Genomic DNA, 25,862 nt, shown 5'->3' with positions numbered 1-25,862 from the left:
TTTATGGATAATGAAATAATACTTAAGCAGAATAGAGCGGAAAACTTAGATTGTCTGGCGGCAATGCGTTACTTATACAGCAATGCTAAGTTTTATATGAAATGGCAGGTGTTTTTTAATGTAATTTTTATAGCCGTATTCTCCATAGTCGCTTATCTAACAAACAGCGATTTATTGTGGTTTAAATATGATATGTCTGCTCATCTGGCCTTTTTTAGTATTGTTGTAACCCTTACGAACACATTGATATTTGTTCCGGTAATAAAAAGCAAAAAAGAGTTAGCAGCAAAAATACAAGAAAAATTTGATACAAATGTTTTATCTTTTGATTGGAATGATGTAAATGTTGGGAATCCTCCTGACAACGAAGTTATAAAACTTTTTTCCGAAAGGTTTAAAGAGAAAAGGAATTATTCAGAGTTGAAGGATTGGTATGCCAAATCTGTGGCAAATGTTCCCTTTTATGTTGCAAGATTTCTTTGTCAAAGGTCTAATCTTGTGTGGAATGTTGGCTTAAGAAATGAGTACATAAAATACATTTTTAAATTTTCCGTTATTTTTGGTCTTGTCATAGCTGTATTTGGCTTTTTGTCAGATATTACATTTAGTAATTTTGTGCTCAATGTTGCGACCCCGTTATTGCCAATTCTTACTTTTTGCATAGAACAATACAGAGAAAACAAGGATTCAATTGAAAATCTTGAAAAACTTAAACAGGATATGGACTCATACTGGCAGGAATTGATTGAAAATAAAGACTCAATCGAAAATAATGTTTTTGCTAGGAGAATTCAAGATGAAATTTACAAAAACAGAAAAGACAATCAGCTATTTTTTGATGAAATTTATGATAAATTAAAAAATAAGTATGAAGATGCAATGTACTATAATGTTAATCAAATGATCGAAAAATATAATAGAAGTTAATGCCCTTAGGCAGATGGGTAGATATAGCTGTTCGATTCAGCACCCTGTTGTGTCGTCGGTAGATGTTGCCGCCAATTTCCGAGCAAATATCCAAAGTCAATTTTCATCTAAATTTAGTACAAAGGAGATAGCTATGAAGAAAGTAACGAAACAAATACCTCGCAAAGACACCCAAAAAAGACTTGACCAAAACCGCATGAAAACCAACAAGAAGAAATTCTTGAAATCGGTAATTGTTGCGGCGGCATCTTTGGCGATGCACGGGGCGGTTGGCAACCAATCTGCCTAAGGGCACTAGAAAAAAGCTGTTCCTTTTATTAATTTGTCGTCGTCGATTATGGGGGCAGAAGAACGATCGAGAGACATTGATACGCCAATAGTGACAACAAACTGCCAAAAGTAACTAAGCATATGCCGATGCCAACTAATGCCATCAATGCGGACGAGAAAATGCACCGCCTCGCTCTGTTTTTGACGCCGGCTGTGGTAAACGTTAAGCGAGCATTTATGTCATTAACCGGCCATTCAAAAGAACCCTCGACCGACTGCAATTGGCCGTTATGCAAAGCTTTGCATAACGGCCATTATGTGAAGTTTCCTTTTATGCACAGTATTTTGTTTTCGACTAGTCGACATCAGGAATTAACCGGGTCGAACAAGGCAGCCAGATAAAAAGCTGATCATAATTTTTGCAAAGTTCAGAGGCGGATTTTCTGCTATTCAATTCTGAAAACAATCCTCAGCACAACAGATGGCTTTTCTTGCTTAAAATAGTTTCCAACAGTCAAACAATCGTGCAGAATTTATCCGTCATGTCGATAAATACTAAGAATTCGATAGGCCTGATGACATCGGCTGAAATAAACGCTGATACTGTTCCCTTTTGGCGTGCTTGAAAGCTTGTTTCAAAACATGGAAATTATGCAAAGCTCATGAGCGAAATAGATGCCTCAAAGCTAGGCCGCACCTAGTTTGCGGCAACAACGCTATACATAAAAGGAAACTTCACATAATGGCCGATAGTGTTGAAAAAGTCGGTTTTTCACGAATTTTGGCTAGTCTGATGGCCTTGATGACTTGTAAGGTGTTGTTTTTATTGGAAATGGATTTTATGGTTTAACCCAGTTTTCCAAGAAAGGCACTTTTCCAACACAATCGGCCGTATCCTGACTCGCCAAGAGTTAGCCTCCCCAGAAACCAGAGCATGCTTAGCTACTAATTCTGGAGAGACGTGGGTTTTATTTCATTATACGAAGTCGCATCAATGCCGCCTCATGGTTACCAATGGCGAATCCATTGCTCAACTTCGTTGATACATATGCTTGCCTTGGATACCGAGGAATAGTTTCGGCGCTAATACCTTTTCACAACAAGCCATGCTCCGCAAAGGAATACACGGTTTCGCCGACGATGAAGTGATCAAGTACGCGAACGTCAATCAAGGCCAAGGCTTCTTTAAGTTTTGCTGTAATCACGCGATCGGCCTGACTGGGGTCACTAATGCCGGACGGGTGGTTATGCGCAATAATTAGCGCCGCCGCATTATAGTGCAGCGAGGCTTTGACCACTTCGCGCGGATACACGCTTGCACCATCAATCGTACCCCGGAATAATTCATCGCAAGCGATGACCCGGTGTTGATTGTCCAGAAACAGACACACAAATACTTCGTGCTCATACGGCGCCAATTTCAATTTGATACAGTCCTTCGCCTTGTCCGGACTGGTCAAGGCTTCGCCTCGACTGAAGTTGCGGTTGTAGATCTGAATGGCCTCGAAGATGACATCCTGTTCATCGGCCATACGGTAACGATTATTGGTTCCTCGAATGTATAACATGGGCTTTCTCCCGGAATATTAAAATTTGGAGAAAGCCGTCCCCTTCCGGGATGGACTTTCTCCGGAAGGGTTGTCAAAAATATGCAAAGCCTCGTCTGCGATGTCTACCGACGTTGACCGTCGGCAGAACACATTTCGCTAAAGAGGCTTAAGCTGACGCCATGACTGCGTCAGGTGTTTTGGAATGCGTGCTTGTTAAGTGGTCGTTCGCCAGAAAACCAGCCAAAAGCCACGCGCTAACTCAGACGCGGCCATCGCCCCGAGATAGAGTTTCGACTACATTTCCGCAACGGTGACGACATCGCCATCATTGCCGAGCACGATTTGAAAGGTCCTGGAAAACAGCGCCGGACAACTGCCAAATGTCGGCAGCAGTCGTTGCAATGCGTCCGCCGGTTTATCCGCCGTATTGGCCACCACGAAGTTATCAAAATCCCATTCATCGGCTTCCTTGGCGGATTCCATGAACGTATCCCATTCGTCGTAGTAGGACGATGCCTGGCAAACTACCAACCCGGATGACTCCCGACTGGGTACGATGAAGCAGTCCTGATCCTCGTCATACACGGCATCGTGATCGATATCGACAGACTCGCCATTCAGGGTTAACCGGTATTTTTCACAAAATACCGCCTGACCACTCACCCATTGCCCTTCAAAAAACGCGCGGTGCGTTTCGTTGACGATGTCTAGGGTGATGACCGGCGCGTTCAAATCGACCAGGTACGAAAACAGCCAATGCCTGGCATCCAACCCCGGCCGAAACACCCAATAATCCCTGTGCCAAGCGAACATCCAGCGTAGCGCACCGACTTCATCGAGGTCACCCAAATCGGCAACTTTGACAAGGCCATTTTCCACATCGCTTCGACTGACCGGTTGCGAAACCGATGTCAAATTGACGCTGCTGCAACCTTCCTTGATCGGATAATCTTGAATGATCGCCAATACCTGTTTGGGCAATAACGGCACGTCATTCAGTAAATCCAGGCAGCGGTATGTTTTCAGGGTGTCATAGCCCTGTACAAAGTCCTCCGCCGATAGCTGGTTCTTGATCGCTTCCAGGCGTTGCCTGGCTTCCCGTTGCAGAACGTGTTTAACCTCAGCAATCACCTGTGCTTCATCGATCAATTTATCCCGGTCCGGCAGACGCGCGAAAAAGTGGCTGGAATCCAAGTGGATGACATGGCCGGGATCTCGTTCGTGATGACTGTGATAGACCGGCAAGCCTTGCAGATACAGATGAAAATACTCCGATTGCCGTAACCAGTCTTCGTCCTGGGACAAACCATACACATACAGCTCACCCAGTTCGGTTTCGATGAACGGTAATGTTGAATTGATCGCACGCGGCCGATCCAGGCTGACACCATTAAAGCGCACCTCAATCGGAAATCCCCTCGCCAACCGACGCAACTGGGATTCGACCTGATCCGCTTCCGGTTTGAACTGGGTCAGCGTCAAACTCGTGATGCCTTGCCAGTCCGCGGGTTCGATTACAATCGGTTGGAAGGCCAAAAGCGCAGCCGTATCCACCGAAAATCGACCACACTTGCTGTCGACGCTGATGGCTTCGCACGAAAATAGTGCTGATAAAAAGCCAATCCCAAAAGCATGCTCGCGTTCGATGACGTCAACATCCCAGCCGGACTCGGCCACGGTCAGTAACGTTTTCAAACAGGCGATGCCGCAGCCATCGTCACACACCTTCAAGGTTCGAGTGTCTTGCGAATACTCGAAGCTGACGAACGTGGCGTCGGCGCGGCGGGCATTTTGCATCAGTTCGCCAAGTACCGTGGTGGACTGGGTAAAGCTGAAGCGCAAGTTTTTGATTAATTTTTCCGGGTTTACCGATAATTGTGTGGTGTTCATGTGAGTTCCTCAAATAATAAAGCCCCGAGGACACGACACAGTCCAACCCCGACAGGGAGAACGGATCATCTCCCCGAGGCGGGTAGTACTGGCTAGGCCAGTGGTTAAGTTAAAGACCTGTATAACACCGGATTACGATGCCAGAGCCAGGTCTGTAGAAGATGGTAATGAGCCCGTCCATTCCAGCAAGCTGGATGGTTTGTTTTCCAATACCGCATCGGGATCGATGCCTCGGCTGGCAAGTACTGTGCTCATCGCCTGGGTTAACAAACGATGACCTTTTTCCCGTTCCGACTCGCCGCCGTGCTTGATCGCCCAAAAGGGATCGAAATGGACATGCCGGCTAGTGCGTGGACACTGCTTGTTCACTTCAGTGTGAAACGCCCGATCTAAGGTCTCTGCCTGTTCGAACTGCTGCCAGAAACCTTTTCCAGCTTGCGTGTCCACCGGCGGCAACCAGCGGCGCTGGCGACCGACCCAACGGTTCATGCAGTCGATCAAGGTTTTGCTTTTCGGAAAAAAGTGGATGGTGCCAACGCCCGGATAATAGCGAACGTCAAAATAACTGCCGCCTATCCGTTTTCCAACCCGAGGCGCGTGAAAATGCTGCCGAAACACCGACACCAAACTCACTTCAGCTTCGGTCTTGCCATCGAGCAAGGCAAACACCTTATCGAAATCCTCTAATAGCCGTTCCGACTCCCAATTCAGGCCGTTCTGGTAAGAACTCGAGCCATGACCCGGCAGAATGAAGCGCGTGGTTTTGATCCGCATGCCCAACGAGCGATGTTTATCGTTGGATTTCCAACCCATGTAAAACACCGCGTTATCGCTGTAATAGCGAGTGATCAGATCGAACACATCGCACACCATGCTCAGTTGAATTTCACCTTGCTGATCGATGATGCCTTGCAGAAAGCCATAGATATTCGGCACGGTAAATTCCAAGGACTTGACCGTTTCGAAATCCGACTACAAGCGTTTCTGCGCCGCCGATGACAAGCGCGAAGTGACCTGAGTCGAGCGTAAAATGCTGGCCCAAGCCCGATTCTTCAGATCGTGATAGCGTTTAAACAGCGTCCGCTTCACCCCATCCGACGACGACTCGTTTTCACTGCTGATACCGCCACCGCTCAGTTCGCCGAGCGTTTTGCCCAGCATGGTCCGATAACGGCTGGCACGGGCTTCACTGACCACGGCCTGTCGCGCTGCTTCGACAGCGGCATTGAACATCAACACCGCGTTATCGATGAAGGCATTAGGCAAGGCCAACTCATGGGGCAGTTGAAACTCGCCCGCTAAATCGTCGGCCTCCCGATGATCCTGGCGCAAATCGTCCAGAATATTGCCGAGGATGTCCTGTTCGAACGTCGAAGTTTTTTTCAACCAGACCAGAGCCACGTCGACCGGCGTTTTGCGTTCGGCATCCTCGCCGACGAACATTTCTTGTAGAAACTCGACCTCGCCGTGCTGCTCAATCAAACGTAATAACAGCAGGCGTTCTTTCGAAAAAGGATTGCGCACGGTTTCGGCATTGAGAATGGCGACGATTTCACCGTCAAACAATATCTCCCAAGCCTTCAACACGTGTTTGGCGCCTTCGGAAAACGGCGGATTCATGATGATGTGGGAGTAGACACTGCCGCTTTAAAACTGCAGAAAATCCATCCCCACCACCGCATAACCTTCATCGCGAAGAACCGCGTGTTTGCGGATATCGATTTCAATGCAATCGATCGGCAAACGTTTACCGTACTGGTATGGCCCTGGACGCAACAAATGTCCTTCGCCTGCTGAAGGCTCTAATACCCGAGCGAATTGCTGGTTCTTGAACATCGCCCAAGCTTTACGACTCAGTGCTTCTGGCGTGGGGTAGTATTGATAAGGGTCTGTCATGGTATTCTCCAAAAAAGCCCCTGACGACCGATTTATCCCCGGCGGGATAGAATCATCCCGCAGGGGTACAGTGAAAAACTCGGCTTAACCGAGTGTCAAAAATGAAAACGGCGTATCAGATCAACGCGAACCGCTTACCTTGAATGAAGTCCTGATACTGCCGGGCTTCAGTTTTTGCTTTGAATCGGGCATGCACGCTGCCGTCGATCCAGATTTCCCACGGCAAGCGTTTGAGCTCACCTCTCACCAGATCTACCTGACCAACCTTAAAATCATCGTGTTGGTAAAGCACCTGGCGAGGGCTATCTATGCGAACGATGCACTGATCCAGCAATGCCGGACCACCGATATCGCCGGGTTCGATTAGCAATGGGACTTTGATGGATCCCATTGAGCGACCGATCCAGCCGATGACATCGTGTTCATCGAGCCAGGATTGACCCGTGGTGGGATCGCCGTAATAGAGCCGGATTTTGCGCCGACTATGGCGAAGTTGTTCCAACAACTCGACCACCGGTTCCGGTGTGTCGGCGTGATAACAGGTGCCGGAGGGCAACCGTTGATATTGGATGCAATGACCGTTGCCAAACGTGTGTTCAAAAATTTGTTTCATGATGTTGTCCTCAAAAAAACGGAAACATCACGATTCCCCAGCGGGAATAGGACATTCCCGTGTGGGTGGATAAAAATGAGCGCCGAATCAAATGACTTGGCTAGCTCAGGTTTTTCCAAATAGCGCTTCTCAACGCGCGCATTTTTTGGATTGGATTTCCAGTGCAGGTTTTCCCAAGGCTTGTAATGCCAGAGGGATTAACTGATCCAAATCCTCCCAATCGATACTGCCGCCGTTGATTTCGCCTTGTTGATAAGCTTCAACCAATCCCCGGCAAATCCGCATGGCCGCTTGCTCGTTCTTCAACTGCCGTACCGAATGATCCGGTTCCGGCAACCGGGCAACGGCCACGCATTCCCAGACCAGGCTTTCATCGCCCGACTCAAGGTACTCATCGGATAATAACGGCATGGCGGCGGTGTCATCCCAAATCGTGGCGTCATTGAATGCCTGTTCGGCAATCTGTTGTGCCGCATCGGGACTATCCGCAGCGATACCAACCGACACGCGGTGCAGGTAGTCGATTTCGTAAGAGACGACGAAGAGCCGATTCACCCCCGCCACCGTGACATGGGTTGAGGCGGGTTCGTCGACTGGCGATTCGGTTTCCGCCGATTCACTCTCGAGCAATGCGCTTTCATAAGGCTCGATTTCCTTGTTGCAATCCGGGCAGCGATCGTTACAGCCGCAATCCCAACCATCCTCCCATTCAGTCTGGCAGTAAGGGCAGCGGTACTGATTCAGATAGCGAACCGAGCTGTTTTCGGCAGGGGTTACGCCAACGCTGGGTTGGTTGATTGTTTTCATGGTCATGTCCTCCAAAAAACGCAGGAACTACCACCCGGCAGGATGGTGTTCCTGCAGGTAAAAAACGCTGATTAAAGCCTAAAATCGGCTCATGCAGCGGGGTTGAATTCGCGTAAAAATCGGTATATGGTGACTAAAACTCATTAAAAAGCAGAGAAATTGCCATGTTCGACGATATTTTGCGCATTTTTGATTTCCTCAGTACTAAGCGGACAGAGGAGCCATATCCAAGGCGAAAACCGATGGCGATTCCGGTCGACGAACCATTGAAAGTCGTTCGACATTGCCAACAAATTTTCCAAAAATTGGATGTTTTAGAAGCCGACGTGCTCAAGCGGGTTGATAATCCAGAGCAAGCCTGGCCGTTTCTAAACAAGATTCGACAAATTCGCCGGGAAACCCAGAACGATTTGTTGTCGCTATTGCCCGAAGGCAGCTGGGTGTTTGCTGATGAATCGAATCAACACGAGATTCCAGTTCGCCGTATCAATACGGCAACCGGAACCACGTTGCGGGTATTCAATGGCGGGCTTGCTGATTAATCGTTAACGCGTTGGCGTTACCTTTCAGCGCTTCCCGCAATTGAAATACTTGTTGGGCAGTTTTAGCGGACTTGTCGTCCACCATGGTTGGCCCGGTCGCTTTTTTTGTACGCCGACGCGGTTTAGGCTCGATTTCGACCGCAACAGTCATCGGTTTGATTTTCAATAGCTCCCGCTCCAGTTTGGCGATTTCAATATCCGCCTCGTAGAGTTTGATTGTTTTCTGTTTGGCTTGATATTGAAGTTCCAATCGCTCCAACTCGCGATTTGTTTCACGATTACGACTCTGAATTTCCTGGCGCACCGAATCCGATATTGCCAACCAATCCATCTCCTCGCGGCTACGTGGCATAATCACCGGTAGCCGGTTCCGCGCCAATCGCTGTGCACGATAGCGGTGCAACACTTGAGCCGATTGTTTCAATGAGCTCAGCAGTTGCAATACTGTTGCCCAAATCACACGCAAGGCGAGGATAAACATAGCCAGTAAGATGACACCAAAAATAAAGTTCATTGAAGTTCTCCTAGCAAAAATTAACGAAAACACTTCGAATGAACAGCACCCGGCCGGGCGATGGTCGCCCGAAGCGGGTTTTAGATTTGCAGCAGAGAATTCCACTGCGCTTTACATCGGGCTTAACGCACCCGACACGATCACGGTTTAACGTGCTCGCCGCCTAAAGGCGGAACGCCGACCGAAGTCGGATTCAGCATTCTGGAAAGAACGCATGAAATGTCTGTTTGTCGAATGGACTCCAGGATTTGAGTGCATTCGACAAACTGCGGTTGCAATCAGCTACCCGTAGCCATAATCCAAGGCATTAAGCCAAGGATTGGGCTACGGATAACGGACTGAGGATTACGCCGCCAACAACAACGATTTCGAGAGCTCGAACAATTGCGCTCTCAGCTCCGATAGATCGTTGATGGTGATGGCAACCGGGAAGAGATGACTGACATCCAGTCCCAACCCCACACCGACGGTTTCAATACCGCTATCGCGGCAGCGCTGCAACAACTCCAGTGTGCTCAGTGACTCGTTGGGCTGACCATCGGTCATCACCATCAACACTTTGCGCGGTTCCCGGCATCGCAGCAGTGACGCCACACCAAACCAAATCGCTTCAGTCATTGGTGTACTGCCGGCGGCGGCTACCGAAAAGGCACCGGTTCGAGCATTCACACGTTGACCATGTTCCAGCAAGCTATAGACCGAATCGTCCTGACGCCCTGGAAACGCGGTGACGCCAGGATTGACTCCGGGTATACCTTCAAAGGCCAACGCCAGTGCCAAGGTGGCTTCCAATGCAATCGGCATCCGCGATCCCATCGGGTTGCCTTGGCTATCGGTGACCTGATACCCCATGCTTTCGGATTTATCGAGTAACAGATGAATGGCCGTATTGGGGGCCGATTTGGCCTGCTTGCGCTGAAACAGCTTGGTTTCACCCAAGGGCAGCCGATGCAAACGCTTGCCATCCAGCCGCCGGCCACGACAGGCATGTTTCGTGCGGCTCATGGTTTGCGATTGCACGATGCCTTGCAAAGCGGCGCGGATTTTTCCCGATTCGCCTTGCACCTTGCGCAGTAAAATCACACCGGCTCGTTCGTCCATGGGCGGTTCGAGGCCACTGGGCATCAGCAGTTCCGATAAGTTTTCTGCCGCTAACGACAACGCCGATTTCAGCGACTCAAACAGATCCTGCTCGATGTCAGTGTCTTCGGCGGACAACAGGGTTTGCAAGACGCCCATCGGGTCGGCAATCTCAGCATTTTCCTCATCTTCACCTTGCGGGTCGGATGTCGAACTGTCGGATGGCGTTGCCAGTTCATCGTCAGGATTTTTGGGATTCGAATCATCGTCACCATCGGATGCTGAAGACGGATCGTCTGCAGTGTCGTTGGGCAATCGTTCATCGGGCTCCATGTCATCCTGGGAAATCTGGCCATTCGAATCGTCCGAATCGGTTGATTCAGCATCCTGATCCGCATCATCCGGCTCAGGCGAGTTTTCCTCATCTTCCGATGGCTGTGCCTGATGACGCTGCCGTTGTTGCTCGAATTCCTGCTCAATCATGGTCAGGATGCGATCAGTCAACTGCAGGCAATCACTCTCCGATTGCAAGCACTTCGGGACTTCCGACAGCAAGCCTTTCAACCGCGTTACGGTTCCTTTCGGAAACGCTGACTTCAATGCCGCTTCGGTTTGTTCGACCAACGGTAATAGGGCCGTTTGACCCAGTACCCGTGCACGCAAGCTTTTCAACACGAATCCATACAAAATGTTGGCCGGATGATCGCTTTCACTGGCGGCCACAAAGTCGCCTTTGGCAATCATCTTTTCAATTACGGTGCGGATAGTCAGCCGGGTACCCGGAAAGTCCTTGGCCAGTTCGTGCTCAATGCGAACATCTTCGATGGCATTGCATAAACGCCGACGTAAGACCGAACTGCCATAGCGCAGCGTAAAATCCGAATAGCGAATATGCGCCGCTTCGTGGGCCAACAGGCCCCAGGCGTAATCCTGATAATCCGCATCGTCGCCCTCATAGGCCGGCAGCCAAATGGTTTGGCCATCGGTTTCGGCTTTATCACCGCCGACACTGACTTTGACGCCAAAGCGATTGCCAATGGCCGCCGCAACGATGGGAAATGCGTTGTGTAAGGTTCTATTTTTCATGGTGTGCTCCAAAAGTTGGGGCAAACCACGGCCCCAGCGGGACATGAATTTGCCCCAGTGGGTGAAGTGTTAAATGGCGTAGGATCAGAACCAGTAATCCTGGTCGGAATCGTCCGCCTCCTCATCGTCTCCTGCCGTCACCGGTTCCGGTTTCGCTGCGTTTTCCAAATCATTGGCTCGATCGGCATCGTTACCGGTTTCCAGATTGGTCTGGCTTTTGTCCAGCAAGACTTCAAGCGCCCAGTCATCCGATGCCGATTCCGCGTCCAATTCATCATCAAAGATCCCGTCAAACAGATCGGTAAAATCGGAATTGTCTGAAACGCATTCAGCGATGACGGGTTTTGCTTCGGTTGAGACTGTTGTTTCTGTTGGTACCGTTGATAGCTCTAAATCCGCGTATTCGAAGGTTTCATCAACGTCTGTCTCTTCAAACACGGGTGTTTGATTAACCAACAAGCCTTCACTGATCTTGCCCAAATTTCACAGACACCCAGTTAAGAGAGTAATCTCTATGCCTGAGGAGTCTTATGAAAAACAACGATCAACCAGCGACTATCGCTACAAAGTCTAAACGCAACAAATATACGTCTCAGTTTAAAGAGCAAGCCTTGGAGCGAGCAAAGCAAGACGGTGTCTCAAAAGCAGCCAAAGATTTGGGAATTGCGCAAGCCATGCTGTATAGCTGGCAAGCCAAAAGCCGCCAAACCGGTCAGCCCTTTGAAGAGCAAAAACTGCAACAAGCTGAAATCGCACGGCTTAAACGGGAAAATGCACGCCTGGAAGAGGAAGTCGCCTTTTTAAAAAAGGCGGCAGCGTACTTTGCCAAGCAGCCCCGGTGAAGTACGCCATGATGCAATCCCTTGAATCTGAATTTTCCGTCAAGCTGATGTGTCGCTGTTTTAAAGTTTCGCGCAGCGGCTATTATCAGTGGAAAAAGCGTCCGCCCTCGCCAAGAGCGCAATCGCAAGAAGCCATGGCCGATGAGATCAAACGGGTATTCGATGATGAAAAAGCGCGTGCCGGTTCGCCCCGAATAACCAAGCGACTCAACGATGAAGGCCATCGCGTCAGCCGTCATACCGTGGCCAAGATCATGAAGTCCAAGGGTTGGCGGGCCAAGGCCGCACGGAAATACAAGGCTACAACCAACAGCAATCACAACTTGCCCGTAGCCCCCAACCACTTGGCTCAAGATTTTGGAGCGACGGCGCCCGATCAGAAATGGGTCTCAGACATTACCTATATCTGGACGGACGAGGGTTGGCTTTATCTAGCCGTCGTCTTGGAGTTGTATTCACGCAAGGTCATTGGTTGGGCCATGGCTGAACGCATGACTGCCAGCCTGGTTTGCGATGCTTTGACCATGGCGCTGTGGCGGCGAAAATTACCCAAAGACGTTATCGTCCATTCGGATCGAGGCAGCCAGTATTGTTCAGCAGCCTATCAAGCCTTGCTCAAACAACACCAATTGATTTGTAGCATGAGCAAGAAAGGCGATTGCTACGATAACGCCGCCATGGAAAGCTGGAACCACAGCTTCAAGGTCGAAGCCATTCATGGTGAGCGGCTATCAACACGAGCCGACGCCAAGCAACATGTCTTCGAATACATCGAAGTGTATTACAATCGCAAACGGCTTCATTCCAAATTGGGCTATCTATCCCCTGAAGCCTTTGAACTTAAACATGTCTCTTAGCTATCTGTCTGTGAAACACGAGCAAGATCAGTCACCGATAACATGCCACCGCCATCCGCACCGCCGATAAAGACTTTACGAATCTGATTGGCGACTTTGATCATACTTTCGCGTACCGTTTCCGGCATGGTCGGCACCACATCGGCCAATAGCTTCATTTCGTCTTCGGGTTCGGGGTAGCCGACTTCCATCAGCCTAAAACGATCCAAAAACGCCAGGTTTTGACGTAACACCCCTTGGTACAAGCCCGACTGATCACCCGATCCGGCACTATTGCCGGTGGCGACCAAACGAAACTTAGGATGCGGCGTAATCACATCGCCGGTTTGCGGAATCGTTAAAGGTTTCCCTTCGACGATTTCATTCAAGCCAATCAGCTCGGCAGGATCAATGGCATCGATTTCGTTGATCAACAGCACATGTCCCAGGCGAACAGCCAAGGTCAACGGACCATCAATCCACTTCATCGCGCCGCCGTCGACCAGCATGTACTGGCCGAGCAGATCGTTGAGTTCCAATCGACCGTGACCGGTGACGGAATGCACGCCCCAATGGAGACGCGCCGCGACTTGCTCCAACAATGAGGTTTTACCGGAACCGGTAGGACCGGACAGGTATAAGCCGTCGCCATTGGCTGCGCCTAAAAACGCCAACACATCGCGCAAGTGATCCTTGCGAAACACGTACGGCTTTTGTGCCGGTACATAGGTGTTTTGTCCGGCGGGTACAAAACCTTCCACTTTCATGGACGACGGGGCCTGAATGCCGAAGGTGTCGGCAATGGAATATTGTTGGTACATGGTGAGCTCCTCGAGGACTAGCCTCAAATGACAAGGGGCGCACCAGCCCCGAGGGGTAATGAGCCCCAACGGGTGATTAAAACCCTGGCAAACCAGGGTAAATAGAAAATGGCTAGCGCAACTGCATGACGCAGTACATCGCCCATTCGGCACGGGCCAACAACTCCCGATCCATCAAGCGCAGGATACGCTGAATGTCGCTTCTCAAACCGGGGTCCGAGATTTGACGATGCATCTCCAGCAGCACACGCTTTTTGGCCTGAATGTCGTCGCTATGGGCAACGTTCAACCAGCCATGCAAGGTTTTCCAAAAGTCGTGATTCATGATGACCTCCTTCAATGAATAAAAGGGGTCATCGAGTCCCGTAAAGGTGATGAACCCCAACGGGACAAACTAAACACACCAGGCTTGACGCACCTGGCACACGAGGCAAACGCTCATGCCGCTTAACAACGGAACGCCGGTCGAAACCGGATTCGGGATTCCACGAAGGGAATGCCTGAACGATGCGGGTTTTGGGTTGGGTTTTGCGGGAAAGCCCAGCCTAAAACCGACATGCCCTAACCGAATCAATCATGCCGTCAATGAATGAACATCCCGTAACCACTAGGATTACAGGATGTCTTGAAACGAACCATCAAAACCAAAAGTCCACACCCGCCAAGTCTTTCAAGGCTTGGGCATCGAACGGCACTTCGGCATGTTTACCGTCGTCGTCCCGGCAGGTCACCCGGACCCGCATGGCCGACGGTTTTCGATAGACGTCCAGCGCCCCAGCCTGAACATCCGGTTGCAAGGCTTGCAGTGCCGCCTTGTAATCGATAGCACCCTGGCTTTGAAACCGGCTGATCCGTAACCCGGAATGCTCCGCAGCTACGTAATCGCCCATCAATGTCACTAAGGTGTCTTCAATGCGCGACTGCTCGTCCTCCAACTGGTTGAGTTGGCTTTTGATGTCCAAGATGGTCAACGCCCGTTGCCGATACGTCGCCGCCAGTTGTTGCCATTGCCGTTCCGACTCACCTTGCGGCAAATACAAATCGCGTTCGGGATCCTTTTGTGGTTCCTTTTTCGATTTGACCGCCGACCAGAAATCCATCGCTTTATCGACCAGCTGGGTGAGAAAAATCTCATCGCGCTGAATTTCAAACTCGATGTCCTGGCCTTGGTGATAGAAAAACAAAAAGCCGCGTTGCGCTTCGGATACCAGCAGTTGCTGTTGCACCTGGCACCAATACAACTGATAGGCAGCCGAGGCTTCCCGGTTTAACAGCACATCCAAAAACGTGGTTTCGTGCGGACATTTGATTTCCACTGGCTCATTCGCGTCGGATAAGCCGTCGAAAGAAGCCCGCATCAACGGATACTGTTCCGACTCGCCGCACAGCGGCAACAACATCAGATCGTGTTTATCCTCGAAGCGTTGCAAAGCTTCAGGCTCCTGCTGGATACCAGCGCGGATCAACGGGTTGTTGTCCAGACTGGCTTCCAGTACCAAGCCAATTTTCTCGGCCCAGAGCCGCCAATGGCTTTTGTAGGGCGAGCGATTCATGACGATGGCCGCTTCACTGGCACTGACGCCTTGTAATCGCCAATGCCGCCATACGTCGGAACGTTGCGAAACGTCGATGACCTTCATCGCGAAAATCCGGTCAACTGCACCTGGCAGCCGAAGCGTACCGTCTCGATGCCGAGCTTGTGCAACTGGTTCTGGCAACGCCGGGCCCAATGGCCATCGCCAAACAGCAACAGCAGTTCGTCTTGCGCCGGCAAACACACCCCGCCAAAACTCTCGGCCAGTGTTGTTAGTTCTGGCTGGCTTAAGGGCTGCGGATTGGGTTCGTTGCACTGGGGTCGCCACAGGCGTTCCAGAAAACCTCGGCCGTGACGGCGTAACACCGTGGGTGAATCGTAACGTTGCCAGTCGGTATGACAGGGCACGCGGTTTAATGATTGATCGTTTGTGTTCATGACCTCTCCTGATAAAAACCAAGAGCGTCATGTCCTACCCCGTGGGCGAAACAGGACGCCCTTGTGGGTGGTTAAAGAATTTGGGATTGCAGCGCTTCTAAGCTGCGTGCCCCAAGGTTTGACGGGCCTGATTCATGGCCATGTCTTTCGCGGACAATGGCGGCATGCCGGTACTGTCCGTTTTAACTAAGGCTGATGATGCCATGGGATCAACCTCCGATACCTTGTCTAGCTCGGCCAATGCAAAGGTCAGGTCGATGCCTTTGAACTTTTGGTTGGCATAGTCGTAGGCTGCTTTCCAGGCACCGGCTGCCGCTGTACGACGTACCAGCTCGGCGACGGCTTTTTGCACCTTGGGATGGATTTGCGACACGTCGATCACGTGCGGCGTTTGCTCGGATGATCCGGAAAACCAATCACCCGCTTGGCCAACATCGGTTTCCCAATGTGTCGCCTCGCCATCGATCACCGAACCGTCGACAACATCATCGAGCGTTTTGCCATCCATTTCCTCGGCGGCATAACCGCATTCCTCAGGAAAGGCTGCGCGCAAGGACGCCGCTTTACCGCATTTGGCCAATTGCCCCTTGGGGCGTTTGATCCACATCGCGGTCGGCACTTGCGAGTTTTTACCGCCTGCCGTGCTATAAGCCTCTAGCCAGTAGACTTCCTCGGTAAAGGCGCAGCGTTTGCCGCCGACGATCCGGTACACAGTAACCGCCACCCATTCGGGAAAGGTCACAGTGACGCTGGATTCCTGCCATTGCTCGTTGTCGTCCTTGTAGCGACCGGTAAAGGTTTTGGTGACATCCGGGCCCCAGACGGGTCTATCCATGCCGGCCCAAACACCGGTCCGTGATGCGGTGGTCTGGATTTCCATAATGGACGGCCAGACGGTTTCGACATTACGGCCTAAAGCCGCGCTCCACATCGGCACGATATGCACCGGCTTTTTGAAGATGTCGAGCTTGCGGGCCTTGCAATAATCCAGCGCCATCAGGATCGCTTCCGGGGTTTTGGCAGTCGGAAAGGTGACTTCGGTTAATACTTTCCAGGACTGTTCCGACAGGCCGTAGCTTTGCTGAACAACAGCTGGCATCGGTAAGTCACGGGTTTTGGGTAAGGTGTTGCGGTTGTTTTGGCTCATGGTGGGTCTCCTTCAATAAAAAAGGGAACGCCATCGCCCGCCGGGGAATGGAGTTCCCCAGGGGGTTGAAATACCGAAACCGGAAACGGGTCGGCGGTGTAACCGTTTATCCAATGAACGCCAATAATCGGCGATCCAGGTTTTAATGGATGGGCATATCGCTGTAGTCGTCATCCCAATCGGCGTCCTCGGGCGTCGCTGGCGATGATGACGAACCGTTGGCGGCTGCCGATGCATTTGGGCGATCCAGCAACTGCAATTCAAAGGCGGCGATTTCGGTACGGTAACGCTTGTCATTTGCTTGGCCCCATTGCTGGGTACGCAAACGGCCTTCGATGTAGATCTGGCTGCCTTTATGCAAATACTGTTCGGCGGTATCGGCGAGTTTTTTGAAAAACACCACTCGATGCCATTCGGTCCGCTCCTGTTTGCCGTTTTTGGGATCGTTCCAGACTTCACTGGTTGCCAAACGGACGGCGACTACTTTGCCGCCGTTATCGGGCATAAAGCGAACATCCGGATCGGCGCCGAGCCGGCCCAGCAAGATGACTTTGTTCACACCGCGATTGGCCATGATGACATTCCTCCTGTCGGCCGCGCCCGACTCAACGATAACAATACCCAGCGGCGCGGCGATGGACATGCCGGCACGCTGAATCCCCACGGGAATCGAGAAGCCCGGCAGGGTAAACACAATCAATAGTCACATCAGGCTTGACGCACCTGACACGCCGATGGAAATCCACCGTCGCCGCTTAAAAACGGAACGCCGACCGAAGTCGGATCAAGGTGATCATGAAAGACCAGCCAAGAAAGTCTGGGAAGAAAAGGCTGGCTGACGGCCAACCGATTCCATTGGCGGCTATTGAAGCAGAGATTTTTTGAAGTGTGCTTGCAGCTGATGACGAATTCGCCGTCGTCTGCGGAAAGGCTTTAAAGAATTTGGCATACGATCATGAACCATTCGTCCACATCAGGAAATGCTCATGTCCGAAATAGCTCCACAACCCAAACCAGCCTCGCGTCGCGCCATAAGTCGGCCGATATTTGAGCGCACGTTTAGCATCAACAGCGAACAAGCTATTAGGGTGATTCGCAACAGCTATCACCGGCTGATGGTGTCCTTGTATGCGATCGACGTAATCCTGCGCATCATTGGTCGGGAGGACACCGTTGACGAAATCGAAAGCCTCGTCAGTCAGATGATTGCCGAATGCGCGGAGCAGCTGCAGCAGGAAAAAAGTCGGCTGGAAAAACTCAAGGCTGACAACGGCATCAATGAAACGCCGACCTACACTCACCCCAGGGAGTTTGTGGCGAAGATCGCCTCGCCGCAGATTGCACAATTCGTCGAGTTGATTCGTTTGCTGGATCAGTTGATGATCGTGATGGACACCTTGTGGCTGTGCCAGGTCATCTCCAACAAACACTGCATTGCCGCGCGCCTGGAGTGGCAGCAGCGATTGCAGCGACTAGCCAATAAAATTGTGACGATGGAAAGACATGCGCATCAAGCAGCGTATGAACAAGGGCATGGGGAGGAAGTACGATTGGCCCGGCAGGAGTCAGGACTGTTGGATGAGCCAGCGAGGCTTTCGGAAGATGAGGATTCAGTGGTGGATGACAATGAATCATCCCTAAGTTCGAATAAGACCGGTGCGCTATGACCGCTAATCCGAATGAAATAGGTTTGATGGTTCCGCTTGCTAATGTGTCGGATTGGTAGCACAACGCTTCGCGTACGTTGAGTCGCAGGATCAATGATCGGCCGGTTTATGGTGTCTTATTCTCCAATCAATTTTTTGATGCTGTCTTTACTGATCGTTGACAGCGTGATTTTCTTGATTTCCTTGGCTTTCAAGTCCAAGGCCTGAGTTTTGCCAAGTTCCAGCAGTTTGGCGATGACCAACTTGTCGGATTTCAATAAAAAATCCTTGAGTGTGATTTTTTTCACACGCACGGTATCGACGCCACCTTTAGCCTTTTCGGTATGAACCAGGCCCATGACAATAAAATAGGAAAATGCCTTGTTCACGGTCGTTTTAGTAATGCTCGCATCAACCTTATGACACAGATCGAATAAGGCCGCTCTGAATTGTGCTGGATCGGGGCAGATGTCTTTCAAGGCAACGGCGTGTTTGTAAATTTTTTTCAGCGTGTCGGCATTGTCTGGCAGTGAATTGTGCTTTTTCAGCAGGGCTTTGTAGGCTTCCGCAGTTGCAACGACTTTAACTGTTTTGGTTGGCTGGGCAGGCTTAGCCAAACGGGCGAAATTAATCGTGCCGCTTTTGCTGATTTCAATGGCCTTGTTAGCAATTAGGTAATCGGTAAATGTTTTAAATCCGTAATGCTTTTCGTCAAAGTCTGCCGCATTCTGCTTGAGAAAATTTTTGATTTGAGAGGTATTGATCGGCGCAGGTGATGCTTTCAAGTGGGCAATGACTAACGCATCGGCCTGTGCAAGCGTAAGCGTCGGTGGGGAACTCGGTAATGGCTGCGGAGGTAGGGGCGCTAGTGGCGTGACCTTTTTACCGGCTAACGTGTTAATGACATCGTCCGTATAAATGAATCGAGTGCAAGACGTCTTTACACATTCGCTCAAGGTTGAATGCTGGCCAACGCCAATCACATCGTAAGCGCCCAGCCGTCCCACCTGTGAAAAACATTCGTCCTACGGCATCCTGTGATTTTTTGAACAGGAGCAGGTATGGCCATCACATCGAAATGGCGTCAGCATATTGAAGCGTGGCAACGCAGTGGACTGTCGCAAGCCGAGTATTGCGCAGCGCAGCAGATCAATGTTCGCACGTTCGCGGCACGACTGAGCGACTATCGCAAATTATCCCAATCCGATTCGGTAGTCTTGATACCCGTGCAGGTTTCACCCTCTGAGCCCGTCGATGCGGGCATTCTCTTTACCCATGTCCAAGGCCATCGCTTGGCGCTGCCTGCTTCGGTATCAGCGCGCTGGGTGGCGGAGTTGCTGCGATGCCTGGCCTGATCGGTTATCCAGCGCAGATTTGGATTGCCGTGGCGCCGGTGGACATGCGGCGCGGCCTGGATGGTTTGTCGGCCCTCGTGCAGCACAGCTTGGGGCATGCACCTTGCGCCGGCTCGGCTTTCATCTTCCGCAATCGAGCGGGTAATCGCTTGCGCTTGTTGCTGTGGGATGGCAATGGCGTCTGGTTGTGTCAACGCCGATTGCATCAGGGCAGCTTTGTCTGGCCCAAGACCCATGATGCGGTATTTGCGCTCAGCCAGACTCAATGGCACTGGTTAGTGGCCGGTGTCGACTGGCAGCGGTTATCAGCCGTCCCCAAAGCCGAATGGCAGGTTTAAAATGAGGCTGAAAAAGAGGCTCTAAAATCCGGCAAAACCCAATAATATCAAGGCATTCAGGGGATTCATAGGGTATAATAAACCCCATGAATCCCTTGGCCGAACTCGATCAATTAAACCTGGAACCCGCCGCGAAAATCCACGTCACGGCAATGATTCAGACGCTGGTCGAGCAAGCCGCGCAGGATGCGCAAACCATCGCCAAGAAAGACGCCAAAATCGCCGCGCTGACGCACGAATTGGCGTATTACAAGCGCATCCGCTTCAGCCACAAGAGTGAAGCCCTGGCGCCGTTGCAACGCGATGTGTTCGAGGAAACCTGGAACACCGACATGTCGGCGATTGAAGCCGAGGTCGAGCAACTACAGGACAACAGCCCATCCGATACGGTCACTCGGCCCAAACGCCCCCGTGCCGGTCGTCAACCTTTGCCTGAACATCTGCCACGCATCGAACACCGTCACGAACCCGAATCCTGTACCTGCGGAAAATGCGGAAAAGACTTGGTCAAGATCGGCGAAGACGTGACCGAGCAACTGGACGTAGAGCCGGCCAAGTTTTTCGTGCATCGCCACATCCGTCCACAATACGCCTGCCGAGCTTGCGAAACCATCACGGCAGCGCCGATTCCGCCGGCCGTGATCGATGGCGGCATGGCGGCGATCGGTTTGCTGACCTGGGTCATGATCAGTAAATTCCTGGATCATTTGCCCTTGTACCGACTGGAACAAATCGCCGCCAGGAATGGCGTGATCTTGTCCCGCTCCACCCTGGCCGATTGGGTCGGACGCATCGGCGTGGCCTTGCTGCCCTTGGCCGACCGCCTGACTTGGCATCTATTGCAACGCGATAGCTTGCACGCCGATGAAACCCCGGTGCCGCAGCTCGATCCCGGCAACGGCAAAACCAAGAAAGCCTATCTGTGGGCCTACCGCAGCAACGACTTGCAACCGGGCCCCAAGATCATCGTCTTCGACTATCAAGCCGGTCGCAGCGGCCGGCATGCGCAGCAGTTTCTACAAGATTGGCACGGTCACCTGATGGTCGACGACTATGGCGGCTATAAGGCCTTGTTTGCCACTGCCCGCGCGCACCCGGAAACCCGACTTCTGCTTGAACCGTGTATCGAACTGGCGTGTTGGACACATGCGCGCAGAAAGTTCTTCGACCTGTTCCAAGCCAGCCAAAGCCCCGTGGCGCAAGCAGCCTTGCAGCGTATCGGCGCCCTGTATGCCATTGAAGCCGAGGGGCGAGACATGAGCAGCGACGAGCGCCAACGCCTGCGGGCGGAAAAAAGCCAGCCTGCCTTAACCGAGCTGCACGATTGGCTGCAGAAAACCCGACTGCTGATGGCGCCCAGCAGCGCAACCGCCAAAGCCATCGATTACAGTCTGAAGCGCTGGCCCGCGCTGACGCGTTACGCCGAAACCGGCGATCTGCCCATCGACAACAATCCCGTCGAGAACAGCATTCGACCCATTGCCCTGGGCAAAAAAAATTGGTTGTTCGCAGGCTCGGAACGCGCCGGCCAGCGGGCGGCCGTCATTCAAACCCTGCTCGGTACCGCCAAACTCAACGGCCTCGATCCGGCCGCTTGGCTAAGCGACACCCTGGAAAAACTCCCCACCTGGCCCAACAGCCGCATCGACGAACTGCTGCCGTTTGCTAACGCCGATTAAGTCCTGCCAGCGAGCTGGGGTCGTGGTACCGCTACGCGCTTACATCACATCCTTGTCCATTTCTCGAAGTCGGCGAAAGACTGGCGTAAAGTCTGAGTCGCCGGTAACCAGCACAAAGCAGCTAATGTTTGGTAGTTGCCAAGCGCATTCAATGACATCCACCGTCATCTGAATATCCGCCGTATTCTTGCCGGTCACGGGATGGTAGCAATGGATGAGTTCAAATCCGGATTGGTTGATGGCTGCTTGGTGCATGGCCAAATTCGGCTTGCTCCAAACACCGTAGGCGCGACGGATAATGATCTGGCCATACTGATTCAGCTCTTCCATTAGTAATCTGACGCCGTCGTGCTTGATCCAGTTTGTAACATTTTCGGCGTCTACGAATACCGCAATGCGATTGGCTTTTTGCTGTGTCATGAGGGATGCGGTGTATTCAAATCCGGTTTCACTTTATTCCCAGGCTACCTTGCTGCGTTAGGGAATGAAGCGACAAAATTATCCATCAACATGGAATGGCTTCATTAAAAATAGTCTATCGCCGTCAACGTTGGTTGGCATTATAAATCCGCAACGCTTCTTCGTATTCCGCCTGGAGATCAAACCCAATATCCTGCCCAGGTGCGACCTGTTCCAGAGCAACGTACATGAAGCAAACCACCTGCAGGCCGGTGTAGTTGCCGGGGATAGATCGAAGCTGATAGGTTTTATTGGGATTATTCACATCCAATCCGCTTTGTCCCAGTGCGGCGGTTTCCATGGCGACACCCGCCACTTCTTGATGCGACATGCCTTGAAGCGCCTTTAGAGCATGCAGGCAGTAGTCGATGGCTTGCGGATTGAGTGATCCGGTTTGGCGAAATTTATCGTAAGCGATGCCACGCAAGATTTCTTCCGCACGCTCTGCCGCTTTCGAACCCGGCGCTACATCGATGACTTGCGTCAGTAAGGCTGACACTCGCTTTTTGATGGCTTCGTCTTTATGCGTAGTCAGTAAGTTTTCTGCTAATGCCAATAACGCGATGGGATCCTCGGGGCCCGCTCTGACCGCATTTTCCAGTAAGGCGGCCGCATCCGGTTCGTTGAGCTTTGACGCAATATAACCGGCAGTGCGTAGAGCATATTGATCGTTTGGCGCTAACTGAACCGCCTTTTGCGCGGCTTGATCGGCTTCGATGATTTGGTTGTTCCGCATGTAAGCCACCGCTAAGGCGACCCAACCATGGGCGTAATCCGGTTTGAGGCAAATCAATGTCGATAACAACTCGATGGCCTTGCCCAGATTGCCTTCGTCGCTGTAGACCATGCCTAAGTTGTAAAGCACAATCGCGTTGTTCGGATGCTCGGATAGCAAGGCTTCGAAAATAGCCTTGCCTGTTGCATAAACGCCGCGTTGTAACGCATCCAAGCCTTCATCAGACTTGGCCTTCGCTTCCAAATCTTCAGCGATAATCAAGGTATCCTGTTCGATGCTGACTTTGGCAAACATCCCATCAGTCGCATACTCGTCTGAAACATGTCGAATCAAAGTATCCGCGAAACCGGGTGCATTCGGATCACGGCAGATTTCCGGTAAGGCCGACAAATCGTAATCGGCGATTTTGATAAAAACGGTACTGGGTGTTTGCATATCAGGGTGTCATCCATTCAAAACGGTCGTTCAAATCCAATCGATTCAGCCAGGCATTAACCAATTCACTATCGGATACATCCGCTTGGCTACCGGTGACATCACCCACTAATCCGGTACAAATCGCCTCAAAACCGGCTTGCTTAAACGGCGCAAAGAAATCGGTACGATCAAACAAATAGTCGGCGGCCAATGCGTTAGCGCCGTTGATGGCTTGGTGACTGCGTAAAATCCAGTCCGGAAATTTCGTTGTATCAATGCCTAACGACCGTTCACCGTCTTCTTTTTCCAAGAGAAAATGCGTCAACTGGCTGTCCCGCAATTCTGGATAGTCTCTGTAAATCTGCGCAGAAAGCTTAATCAAAGGTCCGGCGCTGCGAATTTGGCTGCCCAGCTGTGCCAACAAATTTTCGGCCAGCGATTTAGCCATTTCGGGCGCATAACCCAGTTCGCGAAATTCACTGACAGCTTTGTCGCGACTGGCTTGCGAAGCGGTTAAATGCCGTTGTTCGCGTTTTGTGTAAAAACGAATCGCCAGCGCACATTGCACGCCTACGAGATAAGGGATGTCCGGTCGGGTGGGTTTTACCGAAATTCGCAACTGTTTTGACCATTGAGCTTCGCTCAAATGCAGCACGGCGCCAACTTGAAGCGTATCGTCCCAGGTCACGCGCACCGGAATAGCACTGATTTTTTCGGCTTCACGGATCAATCCGGCGGCTTGTTTGTAGGTGGTGTCTGGCATGTTCCCTAATATGAAATAAAAGTAGCCTTACAGTTTAACTTTTTTGAATTTGTACAGCCCGGTTTTTACACTGTTTCAGTAAACAAACGATGCCAACCGAAATGTATGTTAAGCGCTTAGCTTACAATTTGGCCGTATGGCGTGAATTCGCGACTGTGCCCTGTATATGCTAAAGATACTGGGCATGCGCTCTGGCCAGCATACCTTGTATATCCTGTCGAAGTTCTATCGGTAGCAGAACCTCAACCCGATCGACTTCTCCCATAATCCACCAGCGCAATTGCCAAGTATCCAGTACTTCAGCGGTTAACATCCTAAATCCCGATCCGTCGGCGTCGGAAACGGTTTGGCTTTCATTTAGATGCGACTCTTGCAGAATTAAGGCCAAATGATCACAAATCTTTGCTTCAAATTGAATGGGCGATGCTAAACCAAAATGGCCCTGGCTTGCCGCAGATTGCGCAATTCGTCGAATTGATTCGCTTGCTGGATCAGTTGATGATAGTGATGGACACCTTGTGGCTGTGCCAGGTCATCTCCAACAAGCATTGTAAGCGCGTAGCGGTACCACGACCCCAGCTCGCTGGCAGGACTTAATCGGCGTTAGCAAACGGCAGCAGTTCGTCGATGCGGCTGTTGGGCCAGGTGGGGAGTTTTTCCAGGGTGTCGCTTAGCCAAGCGGCCGGATCGAGGCCGTTGAGTTTGGCGGTACCGAGCAGGGTTTGAATGACGGCCGCCCGCTGGCCGGCGCGTTCCGAGCCTGCGAACAACCAATTCTTTTTGCCCAGGGCAATGGGTCGAATGCTGTTCTCGACGGGATTGTTGTCGATGGGCAGATCGCCGGTTTCGGCGTAACGCGTCAGCGCGGGCCAGCGCTTCAGACTGTAATCGATGGCTTTGGCGGTTGCGCTGTTGGGCGCCATCAGCAGTCGGGTTTTCTGCAGCCAATCGTGCAGCTCGGTTAAGGCAGGCTGGCTTTTTTCCGCCCGCAGGCGTTGGCGCTCGTCGCTGCTCATGTCTCGCCCCTCGGCTTCAATGGCATACAGGGCGCCGATCCGCTGCAAGGCGGCTTGCGCCACGGGGCTTTGGCTGGCTTGGAACAGGTCGAAGAACTTTCTGCGCGCATGTGTCCAACACGCCAGTTCGATACACGGTTCAAGCAGAAGTCGGGTTTCCGGGTGCGCGCGGGCAGTGGCAAACAAGGCCTTATAGCCGCCATAGTCGTCGACCATCAGGTGACCGTGCCAATCTTGTAGAAACTGTTGCGCATGCCGGCCGCTGCGACCGGCTTGATAGTCGAAGACGATGATCTTGGGGCCCGGTTGCAAGTCGTTGCTGCGGTAGGCCCACAGATAGGCTTTCTTGGTTTTGCCGTTGCCCGGATCGAGTTGTGGCACCGGGGTTTCATCGGCGTGCAAGCTATCGCGTTGCAATAGATGCCAAGTCAGGCGATCGGCCAAGGGCAGCAAGGCCACGCCGATGCGTCCGACCCAATCGGCCAGGGTGGAGCGGGACAGGATCACGCCATTCCTGGCGGCGATTTGTTCCAGTCGGTACAAGGGCAAATGATCCAGGAATTTACTGATCATGACCCAAGTCTGTTGACGCCGGTTGAAAATTGACCAAGTAAGAGGCCGAATTCCGGCCGAAAATTGACCAGGGTTATTAACCTGTCC

The 25,862-nt window shown here is 51.6% G+C and carries 30 protein-coding genes and 1 pseudogene; 9 read left to right on the top strand and 22 right to left on the bottom strand.

Annotated elements, in window-relative coordinates; translation table 11 throughout:
- The first annotated feature begins 3 nt into the window (after nt 1-3).
- Together NM686_RS07365 and NM686_RS07360 are read left to right on the top strand one after the other, a co-directional pair.
- The gene (locus tag NM686_RS07365; RefSeq protein WP_255187226.1) at nt 4-927 is read left to right on the top strand and encodes an S-4TM family putative pore-forming effector; all 924 of its coding nucleotides are present in this window, start codon (nt 4-6) and stop codon (nt 925-927) included.
- 133 nt (nt 928-1,060) lie between these two features.
- Nucleotides 1,061-1,216, top strand: coding sequence for a hypothetical protein (locus NM686_RS07360; protein ID WP_255187225.1), 156 nt, complete (start codon nt 1,061-1,063; stop codon nt 1,214-1,216).
- A 1,075-nt stretch (nt 1,217-2,291) separates the two neighbouring features.
- Here NM686_RS07360 and radC read toward each other — a convergent pair.
- The 7 genes and pseudogenes from radC to NM686_RS07325 all read right to left on the bottom strand — a co-directional run bounded on the left by radC (nt 2,292) and on the right by NM686_RS07325 (nt 7,953).
- Complete coding sequence (radC, locus tag NM686_RS07355; protein WP_269022646.1) at nt 2,292-2,765, bottom strand: RadC family protein; 474 nt, start codon at nt 2,763-2,765, stop codon at nt 2,292-2,294.
- 276 nt (nt 2,766-3,041) lie between these two features.
- Nucleotides 3,042-4,637 carry a hypothetical protein gene (locus NM686_RS07350; RefSeq protein ID WP_255187224.1) on the bottom strand — a complete coding sequence of 532 codons (1,596 nt, stop codon included), beginning with the start codon at nt 4,635-4,637 and terminating at the stop codon, nt 3,042-3,044.
- 132 nt (nt 4,638-4,769) lie between these two features.
- Nucleotides 4,770-5,594, bottom strand: a pseudogene (locus NM686_RS07345) (DUF4942 domain-containing protein); the annotation flags it as partial.
- A 15-nt stretch (nt 5,595-5,609) separates the two neighbouring features.
- Complete coding sequence (locus tag NM686_RS07340) at nt 5,610-6,257, bottom strand: hypothetical protein (RefSeq protein ID WP_255187223.1); 648 nt, start codon at nt 6,255-6,257, stop codon at nt 5,610-5,612.
- 27 nt (nt 6,258-6,284) lie between these two features.
- The gene (locus NM686_RS07335) at nt 6,285-6,533 is read right to left on the bottom strand and encodes a hypothetical protein (protein WP_255187222.1); all 249 of its coding nucleotides are present in this window, start codon (nt 6,531-6,533) and stop codon (nt 6,285-6,287) included.
- A 115-nt stretch (nt 6,534-6,648) separates the two neighbouring features.
- A complete protein-coding gene (locus tag NM686_RS07330; RefSeq protein ID WP_255187221.1) occupies nt 6,649-7,146 on the bottom strand; it encodes a hypothetical protein in 498 nt (165 codons plus the stop codon).
- A gap of 129 nt (nt 7,147-7,275) precedes the next feature.
- Complete coding sequence (locus NM686_RS07325; protein WP_255187220.1) at nt 7,276-7,953, bottom strand: hypothetical protein; 678 nt, start codon at nt 7,951-7,953, stop codon at nt 7,276-7,278.
- 242 nt (nt 7,954-8,195) lie between these two features.
- Between NM686_RS07325 and NM686_RS07320 the strand changes: the two genes are divergently transcribed.
- Nucleotides 8,196-8,495, top strand: a complete 300-nt coding sequence (locus tag NM686_RS07320; protein ID WP_255187219.1) for a hypothetical protein — start codon at nt 8,196-8,198, stop codon at nt 8,493-8,495.
- Here the strand turns inward: NM686_RS07320 and NM686_RS07315 are convergent.
- From NM686_RS07315 to NM686_RS07305, 3 genes are all read right to left on the bottom strand, one after another.
- Nucleotides 8,473-9,114, bottom strand: coding sequence for a hypothetical protein (locus tag NM686_RS07315; protein ID WP_255187218.1), 642 nt, complete (start codon nt 9,112-9,114; stop codon nt 8,473-8,475). The two genes, NM686_RS07320 and NM686_RS07315, sit on opposite strands and share 23 nt — an antisense overlap.
- Before the next feature lie 240 nt (nt 9,115-9,354).
- Nucleotides 9,355-11,175: a VWA domain-containing protein gene (locus tag NM686_RS07310; protein WP_255187217.1), complete on the bottom strand. Its 1,821-nt coding sequence runs from the start codon at nt 11,173-11,175 to the stop codon at nt 9,355-9,357.
- 84 nt (nt 11,176-11,259) lie between these two features.
- Nucleotides 11,260-11,655 (bottom strand): hypothetical protein, encoded by a 396-nt coding sequence (locus NM686_RS07305; protein ID WP_255187216.1) that lies wholly within the window; start codon nt 11,653-11,655, stop codon nt 11,260-11,262.
- Between the two features lie 50 nt (nt 11,656-11,705).
- Between NM686_RS07305 and NM686_RS07300 the strand changes: the two genes are divergently transcribed.
- Nucleotides 11,706-12,874, top strand: a protein-coding gene (locus NM686_RS07300) for an IS3 family transposase (RefSeq protein ID WP_255187215.1) whose coding sequence is annotated in 2 segments (ribosomal slippage) — nt 11,706-11,973 and nt 11,973-12,874 — 1,170 coding nt in all. Because the reading frame shifts where the segments join, the coding sequence is not laid out codon by codon here.
- Here NM686_RS07300 and NM686_RS07295 read toward each other — a convergent pair.
- The 6 genes from NM686_RS07295 to ssb all read right to left on the bottom strand — a co-directional run bounded on the left by NM686_RS07295 (nt 12,871) and on the right by ssb (nt 17,487).
- Complete coding sequence (locus tag NM686_RS07295; RefSeq protein WP_255187214.1) at nt 12,871-13,674, bottom strand: AAA family ATPase; 804 nt, start codon at nt 13,672-13,674, stop codon at nt 12,871-12,873. The genes NM686_RS07300 and NM686_RS07295 overlap by 4 nt on opposite strands.
- A gap of 112 nt (nt 13,675-13,786) precedes the next feature.
- Nucleotides 13,787-13,999 carry a hypothetical protein gene (locus NM686_RS07290; RefSeq protein WP_255187213.1) on the bottom strand — a complete coding sequence of 71 codons (213 nt, stop codon included), beginning with the start codon at nt 13,997-13,999 and terminating at the stop codon, nt 13,787-13,789.
- A gap of 313 nt (nt 14,000-14,312) precedes the next feature.
- The gene (locus NM686_RS07285) at nt 14,313-15,314 is read right to left on the bottom strand and encodes a YqaJ viral recombinase family nuclease (RefSeq protein WP_255187212.1); all 1,002 of its coding nucleotides are present in this window, start codon (nt 15,312-15,314) and stop codon (nt 14,313-14,315) included.
- Nucleotides 15,311-15,646 carry a hypothetical protein gene (locus NM686_RS07280; protein ID WP_255187211.1) on the bottom strand — a complete coding sequence of 112 codons (336 nt, stop codon included), beginning with the start codon at nt 15,644-15,646 and terminating at the stop codon, nt 15,311-15,313. The genes NM686_RS07285 and NM686_RS07280 overlap by 4 nt, the downstream gene beginning before the upstream one ends.
- A 97-nt stretch (nt 15,647-15,743) precedes the next feature.
- Nucleotides 15,744-16,793, bottom strand: a complete 1,050-nt coding sequence (gene bet, locus NM686_RS07275; protein WP_255187210.1) for a phage recombination protein Bet — start codon at nt 16,791-16,793, stop codon at nt 15,744-15,746.
- A 142-nt stretch (nt 16,794-16,935) separates the two neighbouring features.
- Entirely contained in the window at nt 16,936-17,487 is a 552-nt protein-coding gene (gene ssb, locus NM686_RS07270) for a single-stranded DNA-binding protein (protein ID WP_407942385.1), read from the bottom strand.
- Nucleotides 17,488-17,779: 292 nt separating this feature from the next.
- On the opposite strand from ssb, the gene NM686_RS07265 reads away from it, so the two are divergent.
- On the top strand, nt 17,780-18,460 hold the full coding sequence (locus tag NM686_RS07265; RefSeq protein WP_255187209.1) for a hypothetical protein: 681 nt from the start codon (nt 17,780-17,782) through the stop codon (nt 18,458-18,460).
- Between the two features lie 116 nt (nt 18,461-18,576).
- Here NM686_RS07265 and NM686_RS07260 read toward each other — a convergent pair whose 3' ends face one another.
- Nucleotides 18,577-19,422, bottom strand: a complete 846-nt coding sequence (locus tag NM686_RS07260; protein ID WP_255187208.1) for an OST-HTH/LOTUS domain-containing protein — start codon at nt 19,420-19,422, stop codon at nt 18,577-18,579.
- A 78-nt stretch (nt 19,423-19,500) separates the two neighbouring features.
- Between NM686_RS07260 and tnpA the strand changes: the two genes are divergently transcribed.
- The 3 genes from tnpA to tnpC (NM686_RS07245) all read left to right on the top strand — a co-directional run bounded on the left by tnpA (nt 19,501) and on the right by tnpC (NM686_RS07245) (nt 21,811).
- A complete protein-coding gene (gene tnpA, locus NM686_RS07255) occupies nt 19,501-19,794 on the top strand; it encodes an IS66 family insertion sequence element accessory protein TnpA (protein WP_255187207.1) in 294 nt (97 codons plus the stop codon).
- A complete protein-coding gene (tnpB, locus tag NM686_RS07250; protein ID WP_255187206.1) occupies nt 19,782-20,132 on the top strand; it encodes an IS66 family insertion sequence element accessory protein TnpB in 351 nt (116 codons plus the stop codon). The genes tnpA and tnpB overlap by 13 nt, the downstream gene beginning before the upstream one ends.
- Before the next feature lie 86 nt (nt 20,133-20,218).
- Nucleotides 20,219-21,811 carry an IS66 family transposase gene (gene tnpC / locus NM686_RS07245; RefSeq protein WP_255187205.1) on the top strand — a complete coding sequence of 531 codons (1,593 nt, stop codon included), beginning with the start codon at nt 20,219-20,221 and terminating at the stop codon, nt 21,809-21,811.
- 39 nt (nt 21,812-21,850) lie between these two features.
- Here the strand turns inward: tnpC (NM686_RS07245) and NM686_RS07240 are convergent, their stop codons facing one another.
- From NM686_RS07240 to NM686_RS21775, 4 genes are all read right to left on the bottom strand, one after another.
- Nucleotides 21,851-22,231 carry an NYN domain-containing protein gene (locus NM686_RS07240; protein WP_255187204.1) on the bottom strand — a complete coding sequence of 127 codons (381 nt, stop codon included), beginning with the start codon at nt 22,229-22,231 and terminating at the stop codon, nt 21,851-21,853.
- Nucleotides 22,232-22,355: 124 nt separating this feature from the next.
- Entirely contained in the window at nt 22,356-23,441 is a 1,086-nt protein-coding gene (locus tag NM686_RS07235; RefSeq protein WP_255187203.1) for a tetratricopeptide repeat protein, read from the bottom strand.
- A 1-nt stretch (nt 23,442) separates the two neighbouring features.
- Nucleotides 23,443-24,186, bottom strand: a complete 744-nt coding sequence (locus NM686_RS07230; protein WP_255187202.1) for a hypothetical protein — start codon at nt 24,184-24,186, stop codon at nt 23,443-23,445.
- 169 nt (nt 24,187-24,355) lie between these two features.
- Nucleotides 24,356-24,574 (bottom strand): WCX domain-containing protein, encoded by a 219-nt coding sequence (locus NM686_RS21775; protein WP_407942373.1) that lies wholly within the window; start codon nt 24,572-24,574, stop codon nt 24,356-24,358.
- Between the two features lie 35 nt (nt 24,575-24,609).
- Here NM686_RS21775 and NM686_RS07225 point away from each other — a divergent pair, with 35 nt between their 5' ends.
- Nucleotides 24,610-24,783, top strand: coding sequence for a hypothetical protein (locus NM686_RS07225; protein ID WP_255187201.1), 174 nt, complete (start codon nt 24,610-24,612; stop codon nt 24,781-24,783).
- Here the strand turns inward: NM686_RS07225 and tnpC (NM686_RS07220) are convergent.
- Nucleotides 24,780-25,826, bottom strand: a complete 1,047-nt coding sequence (gene tnpC / locus NM686_RS07220) for an IS66 family transposase (RefSeq protein ID WP_255188581.1) — start codon at nt 25,824-25,826, stop codon at nt 24,780-24,782. The genes NM686_RS07225 and tnpC (NM686_RS07220) overlap by 4 nt on opposite strands.
- Between the last annotated feature and the right edge of the window lie 36 nt (nt 25,827-25,862).

Origin of the sequence: Methylomonas rapida (assembly GCF_024360925.2) — a bacterium.
GTDB classification, from domain to species: Bacteria; Pseudomonadota; Gammaproteobacteria; order Methylococcales; family Methylomonadaceae; genus Methylomonas; species Methylomonas rapida.
This window is presented reverse-complemented; position numbering and strand designations above follow the sequence as displayed.

Excerpts from the sequence above, each read along its gene's own strand:
- NM686_RS07365 (WP_255187226.1), top strand. The coding sequence starts at position 4 with ATGGATAATGAAATAATACTTAAGCAGAATAGAGCGGAAAACTTAGAT.
- NM686_RS07360 (WP_255187225.1), top strand. The coding sequence starts at position 1,061 with ATGAAGAAAGTAACGAAACAAATACCTCGCAAAGACACCCAAAAAAGA.
- radC (WP_269022646.1), bottom strand. The coding sequence starts at position 2,765 with ATGTTATACATTCGAGGAACCAATAATCGTTACCGTATGGCCGATGAA.
- NM686_RS07350 (WP_255187224.1), bottom strand. The coding sequence starts at position 4,637 with ATGAACACCACACAATTATCGGTAAACCCGGAAAAATTAATCAAAAAC.
- NM686_RS07340 (WP_255187223.1), bottom strand. The coding sequence starts at position 6,257 with ATGAATCCGCCGTTTTCCGAAGGCGCCAAACACGTGTTGAAGGCTTGG.
- NM686_RS07335 (WP_255187222.1), bottom strand. The coding sequence starts at position 6,533 with ATGACAGACCCTTATCAATACTACCCCACGCCAGAAGCACTGAGTCGT.
- NM686_RS07330 (WP_255187221.1), bottom strand. The coding sequence starts at position 7,146 with ATGAAACAAATTTTTGAACACACGTTTGGCAACGGTCATTGCATCCAA.
- NM686_RS07325 (WP_255187220.1), bottom strand. The coding sequence starts at position 7,953 with ATGAAAACAATCAACCAACCCAGCGTTGGCGTAACCCCTGCCGAAAAC.
- NM686_RS07320 (WP_255187219.1), top strand. The coding sequence starts at position 8,196 with ATGGCGATTCCGGTCGACGAACCATTGAAAGTCGTTCGACATTGCCAA.
- NM686_RS07310 (WP_255187217.1), bottom strand. The coding sequence starts at position 11,175 with ATGAAAAATAGAACCTTACACAACGCATTTCCCATCGTTGCGGCGGCC.
- NM686_RS07295 (WP_255187214.1), bottom strand. The coding sequence starts at position 13,674 with ATGTACCAACAATATTCCATTGCCGACACCTTCGGCATTCAGGCCCCG.
- NM686_RS07290 (WP_255187213.1), bottom strand. The coding sequence starts at position 13,999 with ATGAATCACGACTTTTGGAAAACCTTGCATGGCTGGTTGAACGTTGCC.
- NM686_RS07285 (WP_255187212.1), bottom strand. The coding sequence starts at position 15,314 with ATGAAGGTCATCGACGTTTCGCAACGTTCCGACGTATGGCGGCATTGG.
- NM686_RS07280 (WP_255187211.1), bottom strand. The coding sequence starts at position 15,646 with ATGAACACAAACGATCAATCATTAAACCGCGTGCCCTGTCATACCGAC.
- bet (WP_255187210.1), bottom strand. The coding sequence starts at position 16,793 with ATGAGCCAAAACAACCGCAACACCTTACCCAAAACCCGTGACTTACCG.
- NM686_RS07265 (WP_255187209.1), top strand. The coding sequence starts at position 17,780 with ATGTCCGAAATAGCTCCACAACCCAAACCAGCCTCGCGTCGCGCCATA.
- tnpA (WP_255187207.1), top strand. The coding sequence starts at position 19,501 with ATGGCCATCACATCGAAATGGCGTCAGCATATTGAAGCGTGGCAACGC.
- tnpB (WP_255187206.1), top strand. The coding sequence starts at position 19,782 with ATGCCTGGCCTGATCGGTTATCCAGCGCAGATTTGGATTGCCGTGGCG.
- tnpC (WP_255187205.1), top strand. The coding sequence starts at position 20,219 with ATGAATCCCTTGGCCGAACTCGATCAATTAAACCTGGAACCCGCCGCG.
- NM686_RS07240 (WP_255187204.1), bottom strand. The coding sequence starts at position 22,231 with ATGACACAGCAAAAAGCCAATCGCATTGCGGTATTCGTAGACGCCGAA.
- NM686_RS07235 (WP_255187203.1), bottom strand. The coding sequence starts at position 23,441 with ATGCAAACACCCAGTACCGTTTTTATCAAAATCGCCGATTACGATTTG.
- NM686_RS07230 (WP_255187202.1), bottom strand. The coding sequence starts at position 24,186 with ATGCCAGACACCACCTACAAACAAGCCGCCGGATTGATCCGTGAAGCC.
- NM686_RS07225 (WP_255187201.1), top strand. The coding sequence starts at position 24,610 with ATGCTAAACCAAAATGGCCCTGGCTTGCCGCAGATTGCGCAATTCGTC.